12 protein-coding genes are annotated in these 13520 nt (G+C 32.9%); 9 read left to right on the forward strand and 3 right to left on the reverse strand.

Features of this window, described 5'->3' with window-relative positions:
* On the reverse strand, positions 1-245 hold a 245-nt coding region (locus HH304_RS02550; RefSeq protein ID WP_169677895.1), incomplete at its 3' end, for a hypothetical protein.
* Positions 246-642: 397 nt separating this feature from the next.
* On the opposite strand from HH304_RS02550, the gene HH304_RS02555 reads away from it, so the two are divergent.
* Together HH304_RS02555 and HH304_RS02560 are read left to right on the forward strand one after the other, a co-directional pair.
* Positions 643-1983 carry an eCIS core domain-containing protein gene (locus tag HH304_RS02555; RefSeq protein ID WP_169677896.1) on the forward strand — a complete coding sequence of 447 codons (1341 nt, stop codon included), beginning with the start codon at positions 643-645 and terminating at the stop codon, positions 1981-1983.
* Positions 1984-2041: 58 nt separating this feature from the next.
* On the forward strand, positions 2042-2581 hold the full coding sequence (locus HH304_RS02560) for a hypothetical protein (protein WP_169677897.1): 540 nt from the start codon (positions 2042-2044) through the stop codon (positions 2579-2581).
* Between the two features lie 14 nt (positions 2582-2595).
* Here the strand turns inward: HH304_RS02560 and HH304_RS02565 are convergent, their stop codons facing one another.
* Positions 2596-3936 carry an ATP-binding protein gene (locus HH304_RS02565; protein ID WP_169677898.1) on the reverse strand — a complete coding sequence of 447 codons (1341 nt, stop codon included), beginning with the start codon at positions 3934-3936 and terminating at the stop codon, positions 2596-2598.
* Positions 3937-4074: 138 nt separating this feature from the next.
* Here HH304_RS02565 and HH304_RS02570 point away from each other — a divergent pair, with 138 nt between their 5' ends.
* Positions 4075-4716, forward strand: a complete 642-nt coding sequence (locus HH304_RS02570; RefSeq protein ID WP_169677899.1) for a hypothetical protein — start codon at positions 4075-4077, stop codon at positions 4714-4716.
* A 453-nt stretch (positions 4717-5169) separates the two neighbouring features.
* On the opposite strand, the gene HH304_RS02575 is transcribed toward HH304_RS02570, so the two are convergent.
* Positions 5170-7182 carry a transglutaminase domain-containing protein gene (locus HH304_RS02575; RefSeq protein WP_169677900.1) on the reverse strand — a complete coding sequence of 671 codons (2013 nt, stop codon included), beginning with the start codon at positions 7180-7182 and terminating at the stop codon, positions 5170-5172.
* A gap of 189 nt (positions 7183-7371) precedes the next feature.
* Between HH304_RS02575 and HH304_RS02580 the strand changes: the two genes are divergently transcribed.
* The 6 genes from HH304_RS02580 to HH304_RS02605 all read left to right on the forward strand — a co-directional run bounded on the left by HH304_RS02580 (position 7372) and on the right by HH304_RS02605 (position 13519).
* On the forward strand, positions 7372-7923 hold the full coding sequence (locus tag HH304_RS02580) for a YcxB family protein (RefSeq protein ID WP_169677901.1): 552 nt from the start codon (positions 7372-7374) through the stop codon (positions 7921-7923).
* Between the two features lie 81 nt (positions 7924-8004).
* Complete coding sequence (locus HH304_RS02585) at positions 8005-8469, forward strand: MaoC family dehydratase (protein ID WP_169677902.1); 465 nt, start codon at positions 8005-8007, stop codon at positions 8467-8469.
* 71 nt (positions 8470-8540) lie between these two features.
* Positions 8541-9776 (forward strand): WD40/YVTN/BNR-like repeat-containing protein, encoded by a 1236-nt coding sequence (locus HH304_RS02590; protein WP_169677903.1) that lies wholly within the window; start codon positions 8541-8543, stop codon positions 9774-9776.
* A 744-nt stretch (positions 9777-10520) separates the two neighbouring features.
* Positions 10521-11762: an ammonium transporter gene (locus HH304_RS02595; protein WP_271711494.1), complete on the forward strand. Its 1242-nt coding sequence runs from the start codon at positions 10521-10523 to the stop codon at positions 11760-11762.
* Positions 11763-11878: 116 nt separating this feature from the next.
* Positions 11879-12928 carry an outer membrane beta-barrel protein gene (locus HH304_RS02600; protein ID WP_169677904.1) on the forward strand — a complete coding sequence of 350 codons (1050 nt, stop codon included), beginning with the start codon at positions 11879-11881 and terminating at the stop codon, positions 12926-12928.
* Positions 12929-12997: 69 nt separating this feature from the next.
* Positions 12998-13519 (forward strand): hypothetical protein, encoded by a 522-nt coding sequence (locus HH304_RS02605; RefSeq protein ID WP_169677905.1) that lies wholly within the window; start codon positions 12998-13000, stop codon positions 13517-13519.
* The last annotated feature ends 1 nt before the right edge of the window (position 13520 follow it).

Below are 13520 nucleotides of genomic sequence, written 5' to 3' on the forward strand. Positions count from 1 at the left end.
GCAAATGTCCAGTGTTCGTTTGGTTCGATTACAGTATTTAGGTCTTTGTCTACATAACCGAAATAACCTCCGAAATTAAATGGGATAATGATATCATCACGGAGTTTGAAGTTTTTCACAATAGGTGATTCTGAGACAAAAGTAGAGTCGTTCATTGTATCGGTATTAACAGAGTCTTGTTTAGATTGGCAGGATGCCTGCATGAAAATTAATATGCCGAATAAAAAAATAAATCTGACAGTCATAGTTGTTTTTGGTCAAAGCTCAAAAATATCAAAAGGAAGGTTGAATTCAAAAAGGAAAATGTTATGTTCTTTAATTGAATTTTATGTTAAGGGATTTTGATTATATAATATCAACAATTTATTAAGATAAAACCCTAAAGTGTGCTGTTCAGATATCAATTTTAGGTGTCATTTTTTATGGTCTATATATTAAATGACAAAAGAGTGTTTTTAAAATCTTTCAATCTAATTAGTTTTTTATATTATATTTTTCAATGTTTTTGAGTTGACGATTAATTAACTTATTTTAAAATCAATTTTTTCAACCAATACTCAAAATTACCTGGATAATATATCTTGTTAAGGAAGATTGTTGAGGGTAATTCTTGATTTTCAGATTTAGGATAATTATATGTTTATGCACCAGTTTGAGGAAAGTCTGGATACTCATTCTCAAAAGAGAAATAATGATACTAAAAGTAAACTTCCGGCTAATATAAGTCAAGCCTTAAAGAACAATGCTCCGGCACCTGGGACAACCATGATTCAACGATTTGTCAAGAAGGGTGATGAGGGTAAAGGAAAAGGTGAAAAATCGAACAATTCTCCGATACAGACCAAGTTGCCAGCTGAAATTAAGTCGAATATGGAGGCTAATTTTGGTGTTGATTTTTCAAATGTTAAGATTTTTATTAATGATAAATCAGCAATTGAAATAGGAGCATTAGCATATACTCAGGGAGATGAAATACATTTTGCCCCTGGTCATTATAACCCTTACAGTCCTGAAGGAAAGAAATTACTAAGTCACGAGCTGACACATGTTGTTCAGCAAAGACAGGGGAGAGTTCAACCTGGTAAAAAACAAAATAAAGGCGGCTACTCAATTAACTCAGATCAGTTGCTTGAAAGAGAAGCGGATTTGATGAGTGAAAAAGTAGCTACAGGAAAAGGGGCTCCTCCGGCTATGTTTAAAGGTGCATCAGCTAATAGTATTCAGGCAAAATCCATCAATGAAGAATTAAAGGAATTCAGGAGTAAAGTTTACTCCAAGACAAATTTTTCACCTGCTACAGGAAAAGGGCTTTTTGATGTTAGTTTGAATCCTTCAAATGGCAGGTTAGAGATAAAAATAATAGTGAACTTTAATTTCGTGAATGGTACTTCAGCTGATTTTGCAGGATTATCAGGTCAATCAAAAAACTGGACTGAAACGGAAAAGAAATCGTGGAAGAATAAATTTATAACATTGATTGAAGGAAGGTGGGGAGGGAAATATCATTTTATTAACCCGAAACTTCCGGGAGTTACAGTATATACTGATGTAGAGATTGAAGAATCTACATCAAACTGGCATTATCAATTGAATGTAACTAAGATTCCTAAAAATGGATTCAAAGGGAGTAGTATATCACATTATACTGATTCATCCGGCAATGCTTTAAAGCAAAAGAATAAACATTATGGTACTTTGGATTCAGAAGATTTAAGCTTTATTAATAAAGGAGCATCTCAAATGCAGTCAGGGGCAATACATGAATTTGGACACATGATAGGGCTGGGAGATGAATATAATGATGGGAAAAGCGGAATTACCCATGCTGCAATGGTTCAAACAGCTTTAGGTCAGACTTTGACAGAAGGAACGACAAATGATATTATGTCTTCCGGAAACACAATTGAGAAGCAGCATTATGTGACATTTTTAGATGCTCTGCAAAAGGTTACTTCAGATAGTTCCTGGAAATTCAAGCCGTAATTAAATGGTGATTAAACTCTGGTCAGATTTTATAAGCTAAAATGTAAAAAAGATAAGTATGAAAATATTCTTAATGTTATTAATCGTAATTGCCAGCTTATCTTGTGTTCAGAATTCTGAGAATTCAAATAGTAAGGATTTAACAATTAATGAAATGAAAGAAAATGTTAATTCATGCTTTCCGGATGAGTTAGAGAGCTACATTGGAGGTAATACCATTTTTTTGTTTTCTATTATAGCAAAAGATACCGTGGACTATTTGGGTAACAAGGTCTACAAGGTTGATTCTGATTTTAATTTTACAAGAATTGAAAATAAAGAAACTCCGTCAAATGGATTGATTTTTAGCTCGGAGCAGGAAGAAACAATCGTGAAATTAGACTCTGGAAAATATAAAGAGTTTGAAGCGTACTTATCTGAATTGACAAATAAGTTGAAAGATGGAGTTTATAAAACTCCAGGAAATCTTGACATCAGTGGAGGTATTAATAAATATGTTTATCTGAATGCAGAAGGCAAGCAGATTCATGCTTGTTTTGAGCCAGAGTCAGATTCACTAGTTCATGAAATTGAATTCCAATTTGATAAGTTGTTTTAAATTAATGTTACTGCTTAAGTAGCTATTTTTCCATTTTTCTGGTACTCTCGGATTATCGCTTGTTCAAGATCTTCGAGCCATATTTCATTCTTACCTCTCGAATAAGCTTTTAATGTACAGTAGCGTATAACATTAGTTATAGCCCCACCTGCAAGTTCATATTTTCTTGCTATATCCCTGAAATTGATTGCCTCTTCCATGATAAAGTCTTCCGGGAAAGCTTTTTTCCATAGTTGAAATCTCATTTCTGAATCAGGCATTGGGAATAAAATTGTACTTTGGAACCTTCTTGAAAAAGCAGGGTCCATGTTGTTTTTTAAGTTAGATGCCAGAATTACCAGTCCGGGGAAATCTTCTATTCTTTGCAGCAAGTATGATACTTCTTGATTGGCATATCTGTCATTTGCACTGGAAGTTTGAGTACGTTTTCCAAATAATGAATCAGCTTCATCAAAAAACAATGCCCAGTGTTTGTTTTCAGCCATGTCAAACAGTTGCTTCAGGTTTTTTTCTGTTTCACCAACCCATTTTGAAACAATTAAGCTCAAGTCTACACGGTATACAGGAATGTTAAATTCATTTCCAATTAATGAAGCTGTCAATGTTTTTCCAGTTCCCGGAGGGCCATAAAATAAAGTTCGGTATCCTGGTTTAATTCTTTTTTTAAGGTCAGAGTGTTGCAATAGTTTGGTTCCGTGTTTCATCCACATCCTGAGTTCCTCAAGCGCTTCAAACGTTTCATGAGGAAGAACCAGGTCATCCCATTGCATTTGAGTGGTTATTCTTTTAGCAGGAAAGGATGAGCTATATTCCGGCACATAAGTTTCGCCCTTAATAATAGCAATTAATTCATCACTAGGGTAAAATTGCCCGGCAAGTCTGGGAGTTCCATTTTCTCCTGGTAGTAATTGAATTAAACCATATCGAAATAATGGACTATCAGGAGATAGAAAAGAGTGAACGTATTCTCTACCCAATGGATCTCTTCCACCTAAAAGGTAAAGTATAGTTTCGCCAGTAGGATAACAGATCTTGTTATCTCCCTTATTTACACCTCCTAAAACAGAAAAAACATATTCATCATTATTTTGAAGTATTCTTATCCCTTTGTATGCATCAGGATAATAATATGGAAGGATAGTTAGCGCAATGATAAATTGTTCATAATTATTCAATCCAAATTGAGTTGTGAACTTAGAATTTGAATCAGTGATAATGTTTTTAATAGATTCTTCGGGGATTCCATTGAAATTCCAGAATACATCTAAATTAACGGTTTTTTCTTGCGGGGAATAAAAAGAACTAAATACGTTGCCTATTGTCTTATATACCTCAAAAATTTGATTTATATCCATTTTAATCAACTCTATTCAAAAAAGTGTTTCAAATTAAATAAAATGTCGTGGAATTTTTTGGATAAAAATGAAAACTCTATATTAAAATTCATTTTTTTTCATCCAAAACAGGGGCTGTTGAAGAGTTGAATTTTTATTATGTCATTTTTGAATCAATCTAATAATAATGTCAATCATGCAACAAAAAGGCAAAGATCAGGATTTCATCAAAGCCAGTATCATATCCAAATAATACCTTATATGAAGTTCACAATAGAAAAATTACATTTAATATTTAACCTGATAATTGTTTGTTCGATTTTTCTTTCATGCATTGACAAAAAGAAGGAAATAATTGAACAAGAATTTAAAGGAAGTAATATAGAGTTTAGAGAATTAACATTGCCGGAAGTATTTCAACTTTCTCAAATTGAAAACAAGCTTAATTCAGCAGCAGCTATTTGCAATTGTGAGCCTATCAAACTAATCGAAAATGCCCAAAGTTGTCAAAACTCAATTAATATCCGTCAAAGTATATATATTGACAGTCTAATATATTTTGGAAGTCTTGAAAACTCAAATGAAGAGGAAAGAATTAATAATGAAATTAATTTATTGAAAGAAAAGTATTCTTTAGTAGGGGAAGCTCAAAAGCTTCTGTGGGAAATCGGTTTGAATCATTATAGTCAAAATACCCATGGTTTATTTGTGGTTGATATTAAAGAAAAAAATGAGACTTATATATGTAATTTAAATTTAGAGCTAGAGGAAGTAGAATATAAGTTATTATTAGATGAATGATTAAAATATAAAGATAGGTTGTGTATAGTATACCTTTTTTGCTAAAGTTATGAAAGTGAAGTGTTTTGGATGATTTCAATATTGATATTCTAAAAATTAATTCGATTGAAATCCAGCTTTTTCATTGTTGCCAGTGCTTTATTGATTTGATAGATAGTAACCCTGGACGTTTCCTTCTATGCTATTAGATCAATAATGTGCATTAAATCCATTTTGGTAGCTTGTGGTTGAAAAAATGAATCCAAATTAAATAAATAGTTTTTTCTGTTGAAGGAAATCTTTAAAAGTGATTTTGTAGCGTATATTATCACTAATAGAGGGGTTTGTAGTTTTTGAGGTTACTTCTTTTTGATTTTTTGGTTTGTGTTAAGCATATTAATTTCATAAAAAAGGCTGCGTTTTTAAGGCAGCCTTTTTAATTAATATTTTAAGTAATCATCTAAATGATAAATGTTATAAGTCTTCTGGTTTTGATTTTATTAATTCAATCTCTTTGTTAAGTTGAACTGAAGCTATCATGAAATACCTTCTTAATCTTAAATATACTCCGTCACTATATAATCCTTGTTTTAGAGTAAACTGCCCTATTACTTCTATTGAATTATCATTTTTCTTGTAATTCACCCTTATGAAAGCTTCATCAGTTTCAAGATTAAAGTCATCAGGGATATTTCCTACTTCATGTCCTTCAGGGATATTAATAATCGTTGAATATTCATAAGAAATAGGGTAAATAAAATCAACAGGGTAGTTTCTGTCTTTAGCTTCAAAAGGATTTTTCTGGATAGGGAAATTTAAAAATGGCTTTAGTTTTATTATATCTTTTTCTTTGGTTAAATGACCCTCTGCGGTTGAAGTGATAATATATGACATTCCTCTTTTGTCATAATTTATAGTTTCAACATTTGATATATTAGTCAAGCCTTTAGTTGCTAAACTCTCCTTTATTTTATCATTGTTGTTTTCAAATTCATGTTTTACTTCAAGAGCTTTATATAATGTATACTCTTTTGTTATAGATGTATTAATATTATTGTTTTCAACTTCTGGAGTTAGTTCAAGTTTTGTTTTATCCGTAGAAAGACCATTATGTTTGACAGATATCCAAAGAGGAGTATCCTCAGAAATAACCATTCCGTCTTCATTTATAGATTCTGGTGAGATTAAGTCATAAGGAAGATTTTTATCTGTTGCATCACAAAGAATTTTTAATTCATTGACATATATGATGACGTTGTTGAAGTTTTTTTCAAAAGGAAAATCTTTATTAATCTTACCATGATCACGCGTAGATATAATTACCGGATAAGATATAATGTCAGCTTCTCGAAATAGAGCTAGTAATAGCAAGTTTATATCAGCAGAGTTTCCTGATTTAGAATCTATTGTTTCTTTTGGTTTTTTACTTGCATAAAGAGAATTGTATGTCGTAGTGTAATTATCCTTAACATAATTAACTATTTGCTGAACCTTCTTTTTTGTATTTGACCCCTGCTCGATATTCAGGTTTTCAATTATTTCTCCAGCCTCTTTTTCAGCTTTCTTAATGTATTTTCCGAAGAAATCATCTTTCAATAACTTTTCATTCAGGTTTGGCCAAGTTGTCATAACATCCCACCAACCACCTTGAGGATTTTGTCTTTTAGATAACTGGAATGTTATTTTTTTAATATAATCTCCTGGAGAAGATAAATACTTATCCGGATTAAATGCAGGGACATTTTTAAGGCCGAATGTGTGGATCATATCTTTGAATAATAGGCCTTCACCAACATCCATTCCATAGATTAAACCATCTACAGCAACACCATGTTGTCTTTCTGAATGTGTTTGTTCCTGATTGTGAATATCAAAACTATTAATGGCTTGTGCATAATATACATATGAATAAAAAGGGACCAGAGCTGCAGTATATTGGCTGTATCTTGTAGGGTATTTGCTTTGAAACTCCCAAGATGGAAGGTTTTCCGGAAATGGAATTTCCTTTGTGTACTTTATTTCGTAAACAGATCCATTTTTTATTGAAGGTATTTCAAAAGACGTCTCTGTCCAATTATTATTGAGTTCTGTAACATTTAAACCATCTTTAGTAATACTTACTTTTGAAATTTCATTACCATCTAGATTGTAAGTGTTGACTTCAATATCTCTAACAATTTCTTTATTGCCTAATCCATCTTTATAACATATTATTCTAACTATGTTATCTACATTATCGTCATTTGTATAAACTTTTACACGTTTTTGTCTGGTGAATTCAATTTGATATCCATCTACCAAATCCACAAAATTTGTCATTCCGATATCATATAGAATTACTCTTTTTGCTTCTTTGAATTCCGGATCTTCTTGTGATTTAAGAATTGCTTTGTCTTCAATTTCGCCAAATTCAAATTTTCTATCCTGCGCAGACACGGATAATGTGAAAATGGAAATTAAACAAAGTAATGAAAAGAATGCTCTCATAATAAGTTTAGGTTTTGGTAAAAAATATTGGGTTTATTATGTCAATAAACAATAATAATATTAGTTTAAAGCGCAATAATCACGCCAAACTCCCAATAAGGTCTAGAGTTAAATTCGAGTATTAAATTATGAGATAAATATGGTTAAAAGAAATTTAGGTTGACTAATTATATTTTTATTATTTAAAATATGAATTACATATTAGTATTGAACGAATATGATTATCTAAATTATTATTTATATACTACCTCAAATAGCCAAAAGTTTAATTCAAGGAAGATACGAGGCTGGTTGATTTGTATACTAACGACATTTGCTGTTTTGTATATTTATTATAGCAATGACGGCTCTGATGTTATACTATTTTTTGTAGGAGGAATGGTGGTTGTCACAATTAGTTACCCATTTTATTTGAAGTGGCGTTACAGGTCTCATTTTAAAAGTCAAATAAGGGAAAAGTTAAGTGAAAGGCTAGGAGTAGATACAATATTGACTCTAGATGATGGACATATCAAGGTTACCAGTGAGCTTAATGATGTTAAAATTAGAGTTGCTAACATTATGGGAATATGTGAAATCAAACAAAATTTATTCATTAAATTAAAGGGTGGGGATGCATTAATTATACCAAAAGAGGACGTTTTGTTTGATGTCAATCATTTTAAAGATGCTTTAAAAAAAGAAATGAATAATGAAAAAATTGATGTTGACTGGGTAGTTGATGAAAAATGGAAATGGTGATTTCTATTAAAAAAAAAGAATATTTTAACCTTATGTCAACCTGATAATGTTTTAATTTGCTTCAAAATAAATATAATATAAATGGCTAAAGTAATCATTGAAAGTTTTAAGGAGTTTGAAGAGTATGTAGGGAAGGAAATTGGTGTTTCGGAATATATTCAGGTAACACAGGAACAGATTAACCAGTTTGCAGACGCAACACTTGATCATCAATGGATTCACTTGGATCAAGAAAGGGCAAAAACGGAAAGCCCGTTTAAAACTACAGTTGCTCATGGCTTTTTAACATTGTCTTTGGTGCCTCACCTTTGGCATCAAATAGCCGAAATTAGAAATATCAAAATGCTTGTAAATTATGGGATTGAAAAATTCCGATTCGGTGCTCCGGTATTGTCAGGAGATGAAGTTCGTCTTAGAGTAAACCTTAAGAATATTTCTGATTTAAGAGGGATTTCTAAAACGGAGATGGATATAAAGATGGAAATAAAAGATAACCCTAAGGCTGCATTTACCGGGACTTTGGTTTTCTTATATCACTTCAAATAATCGTTTACTTCATGAATTGTAGATGAAGGTTATTATATTTAATGCTTATAAAACCAAAACATCTAATATTCATGAAGTATTTATCTTCTTTCATTGCTGTAATTCTATTATGGTCATGTGTAAATGATGGACCAAAAGACCCGGTTATACTTACCTTTAATACCTCAAATGAAATTCCTGTTTCAGGAAACGAAATCCTGATTGAAGGAACCAATTTTCAACTTATTGATAAGGCCGAGCTAAATGGTAACCAGTTATCAGTTGTTTCAAGGAATAATGAGCAAATAATATTTAAAATTGATAACGGAGTTGGCTCTGGTAACCTTGTAGTTTACTATACCCAGGAAGATCAACAGTTAGATAAAACATTTTTTATAAAAGTTTTAGACAATCAATTTTCTACAATTGACTTTAATATTTCAAATCCTAATATAGTAGAGTTTTATTCTGAGAATTTTGGGCTGGCCAATGCTAATGGAAAAATATATAAAACTACAGATGGTGGAGTAACCTGGGATATAATTCTTGATAGAATGGGTATAGATCCGGCAGTGCCTTTCAGGGCCGTTAATGAAAACTTTATTGTAGTAAGATTATATAATTCTCCAGATTTTATTGTGAGTAAAGATGGTGGTCAAACCTGGAATGAATTTGATTCGTTTTCAAGCGAATATCGAGTTGAAAACTATTTAGCTTTAGGTACTGATTCAGTTATTGCAATTACTTCAAATTCAGAGTTAGCAATAGGGAATGTATTCGTCTCTTCTAATTCTGGAAAGGATTTTACAAAGGTTAGCGAAATTGATATCGAATTGGCTAAAAGATTAAAGCCATTAGAAGTAATCGGTGATTTTGTATCTTTTTATAGGCCTGGATATTCAGTTATGCTTTATTCAGATGATTTTGGTCAGACGTGGAAAGAGGAAAACTTACTTGTGCCACTTGATTCATATAAGCCTGCTATTGATTTTTTTAATAGAGATTTATTTTATGCTTATAAGCTGCCATTAATTGGTGTTTCTGATCCAGGGTTTGTAAAAACAGAAGATGGAGGCAGTAACTGGTCTGTATTGTTCAATTTTGAAGACATGGAAGAATACGATGTTGTAGGGGTAAAGGCCTATGATAAGGATAATGTCGTTTTTGTAACCAAGGAAGGGGCTTATTATATAACCAATGATGGAGGGGTAACTTGGCGATTGTATTATTTGGATGCGTCCATTAGTACTCTTATATCCTTTAAAGGTCAATCGGCCTACTTCTGGCTTGGAGGGAAGATACTGAAAAAGACATTTGATATAAACTAATCTAAGAGCCGGATTTTATCCGGCTTTTTTGTTTTTATGTATTAATGTGTCGTTTTGAGCCAGAGTGTAATATAGATACATAAAACCTTATAAAGTAATGTGGTTTTTAGAGTTTTATTTTGCCCTAGTATTTTAAATTTAGTGTGATTATTGTTTTTAGTGGTTTTTATTATAATCAATAAAGCATGAATTTATGCATTTCATTATTTTTTAGGTTGTTTTTATACCGTGTAATCTTATTTTTTTAATTTTTGTATACCAATCTTTTATGTTTTATTCAAATATTTATATTTAATAATGTTAAATTAATATTTTAAGTGTTATTAAAATATGAAAACCTCTTATGGTTTGTTGATAAATATATAATTTCACCCCTTTTTTATTTAAATTCTATCATAATAGACTAATCAATTTTAGCTTATTTGAACTTTTTGTAAAAATTTATTGATAATTTTTTAATTCAGAATCATTCTCTACATTTGTTATAGATCAGAATTGATTATTTGGCTTAAGCTAAAAAATAGCAAATATTCTTTCATAAATCTGAAATCCGCGGTAGGGTTTGTGAAGGGTCTAACAAGAGATCAATTACCACTAATTAATTAAACAATGGAGAATTTAAGCTCAAATGATTCATTACTTCATAGTGATGTATTGCAAGATACTATTGGGGTAATGGCAGATAGTGTGATGGCTGCGTCCGGAGATGCGGCTACTACCGTGGAACCAGCAGTTGAAACTGTTATGGCATCAGCTCAGGAATTAGGTGATGTACTTTTAACTACCAACAACCTTTGGATGATTGTGGCTACAGCACTGGTGTTTTTAATGCACCTTGGTTTTGCTGGTGTTGAAGCAGGTTTTACACAGTCAAAAAACACTGTTAATATCTTATTTAAAAATACTTTGACTCCTGTTATAGGTATTTTAACGTTTGCACTGATGGGTTTTAACCTGATGTATCCGGGTTTTGAAACTCCGGGTTGGTTTGGCTTCTCAGGTTTCTGGATTGATAGTCCTGCGAATGGAATTACAGCTGAATATGCATCTGGTGGTTATACCTACTGGACAGACTTTTTGTTTCAGGCAATGTTTGCCGCTACTGCTGCAACAATAGTTTCGGGAGCTGTTGCTGAAAGAATTAAGCTTAGTGCTTATCTTATTTTTACAATTTTGTTTGTTGGCCTCGTGTACCCAATTATTGGTTCATGGAAATGGGGTGGAGGAGCTTTGGATGCTCTAGGTTTTTATGATTTTGCCGGTTCAACTTTAGTTCACTCTGTAGGTGGATGGGGCGCCTTAGCCGGTATTTTAGTGCTAGGCCCAAGAATAGGTAAATACATGAATGGAAAAGTAAATGATTTTCCTGGCTCAAGTGTTCCTTTGGCAACTATGGGTGTATTCTTGTTATGGTTCGGATGGTTCGGATTTAATGGTGGATCAGTACTTTCTGCAGACCCTGGGTTGGTGTCATATGTTTTAGTGACAACAAGTCTTGGTGCTTGTGCAGGTGCTATCGGCTCTTTTATCATGGCTCATATCGTATTTAAGCGAATGGATCTTGGAATGGTTTTAAATGGAGTACTTGCAGGTTTGGTGGCTGTTACAGCCGGAGCTGATGTGTTTAGTACTGCAGACGCAGTTATAGCTGGTTTTATTGGTGGCTTCCTTGTGGTGCTTTCAGCTGTTACTCTTGATAAGTTTAAGTTGGATGATGCTGTAGGTGCAGTATCTGTTCACTTAACAGTAGGTATCTGGGGTACTCTTGCTGTAGGAATCTTTGGTTCAAATGCTGACGGGGCAATGCCTTTCCTTCCTCAGCTTATTGGTGTAGGTGTTTGTGGAGCAGCAGCATTCAGTTGTGCTTCTATTATTTTCCTTGTGCTAAAATATACTATTGGTATCAGGGTTTCTGAAGAACATGAACGTGAGGGTCTTGACTCACATGAGCATGGAATCAGAGGCTATACGATTATCCTCGAATAATATCCTTTTAATTAATAAAAAGACCCAGCAGAGCTGCCACTCTGCCGGGCATTAAAACAAGTTGTTCTGCTGCAACAACAGAAAACTAATGTTCAATTCAAAGTACGTCTAAGTCGATGAAAAATGCAACTTTACTATTATTAACAATGTTCCTGGTTAATACTGCCATATTTGCCCAGGACACAGAGATTGTTGAAGAAATGAAATCTGCAGGATTGCAGATATCCGGTTCTGCCGATATTTATTATAAATATGACTTCTCAGGGGAATCAAATGTCCCAACAAGTTTCGCAGATGTTCAAAATTCAATAGCAATTGGTATGCTTGATATAGGGCTTTCTCATTCCACCGGAAAAGTCTCATTTGTAGGAGAATTTTCCTTTGGTCCAAGAAGCTTTAAGTCAATTCCTACTCTAGAAGATGGATCAGGAACAGACAGATATATAAATATTCAAAATCTGTATATGAGCTATGCACTTACAGATAAATTAACACTTACCGGTGGGTATATGGGTACTTTTGTAGGGTACGAGGTAATTTCACCAGCTGGCAATTTTAACTACAGCACATCATATTTATTTACTAACGGACCATTCCAGAATGCTGGTTTTAAAGCTGAATATGCTTTTTCAGATAAATTTAGTTTGATGGCGGGTATTTTTAATGACTGGAATGTTTATGAAGATAATAATGGTGTGACGGATTTTGGGGCTCAGCTTTATGTCTCTCCTGTTGAAGGGTGGGATGTTTATATTAACTATTTAAATGGCTCTCCATCGGGTTCGGTTCTTGATTTAACTACTGGTTTTCAGATTACCGATGCCTTTTATCTTGGAGCTAATGCTGCAACTTATTCAGCTGACGGAATTGATGCAGGTGGATATTCAGGTGTAGCACTTTATCCTCAATATTCATTTTCTGATAAGGTGTCTGTAGGGTACCGAGGTGAGTTTTTCTCTTTTAAAGAGTATGTCTCTGAAGGTGTTACAATCCCATCAGAAAGTGTATTCTCCAGCACCCTTACATTAAATTATTACAGTGGACCAATGACTTTCTTAACTGAAGTAAGGTTTGATAATGCTGAAAACGAGTGGTTTGTTGATGGTGATGTGGATCCATCCAAATCTGCCTCTCAATTATTATTTGCGGCCATTTATTCTTTTTAATACCAATTTTTGGATGTCGGAGATTTCTTTCTCCGACATCTTTATTTACTTATCTTAAACTTTCAAGCCATGTTGTCATTACTGTTAACTTCAATATTAATTCTTGGGTCCTGGACTAATGCCGACCGGTCTGGTGAAAATATGCTTTCTGATACTGTTTATATTCAGTCTGGCGATTCTATTTCTTTAGAAAGTAAATTCAAATCATTTCGAAAGAACAGGAATAAGGAATCTGACAACTTTAAAGTATTAGTTGCCGATTACGATTCTTCATATTTCAGTTTTATAGATGGTTATTTTCTTAAATCTCAAATCCTTGTAGGTAAAAGGGTTGTAGGGGCAATAAGATATCATGTGACCTTAACAAACAATAATGGAAAAGTGATTTTGTTGCTGGATAATCCGACTTTTCTACCTTATTCTAAAAACAGATTTGGTAAAATGGAGCCGGATTATGGTCGTGAAATGTCTTTGTCAATGCTAGAGTCTAGCAGAATGAATACTGATTTAATCGATGAAATAAAAGATTCTTACAATATAACCTCAGTCGAGTACCTTGAAAAAGTAAAGGCTATGATCTTAGGGGGTTAAG

This window comes from Marinigracilibium pacificum, from assembly GCF_012926615.1.
Taxonomy (GTDB): Bacteria; Bacteroidota; Bacteroidia; order Cytophagales; family Cyclobacteriaceae; genus Mangrovivirga; species Mangrovivirga pacifica.

Coding starts and splice junctions, on each gene's coding strand:
- HH304_RS02555 (WP_169677896.1), top strand. CDS start 643: ATGCACCAGTTTGAGGAAAGTCTGGATACTCATTCTCAAAAGAGAAAT.
- HH304_RS02560 (WP_169677897.1), top strand. CDS start 2,042: ATGAAAATATTCTTAATGTTATTAATCGTAATTGCCAGCTTATCTTGT.
- HH304_RS02565 (WP_169677898.1), bottom strand. CDS start 3,936: ATGGATATAAATCAAATTTTTGAGGTATATAAGACAATAGGCAACGTA.
- HH304_RS02570 (WP_169677899.1), top strand. CDS start 4,075: ATGTCATTTTTGAATCAATCTAATAATAATGTCAATCATGCAACAAAA.
- HH304_RS02575 (WP_169677900.1), bottom strand. CDS start 7,182: ATGAGAGCATTCTTTTCATTACTTTGTTTAATTTCCATTTTCACATTA.
- HH304_RS02580 (WP_169677901.1), top strand. CDS start 7,372: ATGAATTACATATTAGTATTGAACGAATATGATTATCTAAATTATTAT.
- HH304_RS02585 (WP_169677902.1), top strand. CDS start 8,005: ATGGCTAAAGTAATCATTGAAAGTTTTAAGGAGTTTGAAGAGTATGTA.
- HH304_RS02590 (WP_169677903.1), top strand. CDS start 8,541: ATGAAGTATTTATCTTCTTTCATTGCTGTAATTCTATTATGGTCATGT.
- HH304_RS02595 (WP_271711494.1), top strand. CDS start 10,521: ATGGCATCAGCTCAGGAATTAGGTGATGTACTTTTAACTACCAACAAC.
- HH304_RS02600 (WP_169677904.1), top strand. CDS start 11,879: ATGAAAAATGCAACTTTACTATTATTAACAATGTTCCTGGTTAATACT.
- HH304_RS02605 (WP_169677905.1), top strand. CDS start 12,998: ATGTTGTCATTACTGTTAACTTCAATATTAATTCTTGGGTCCTGGACT.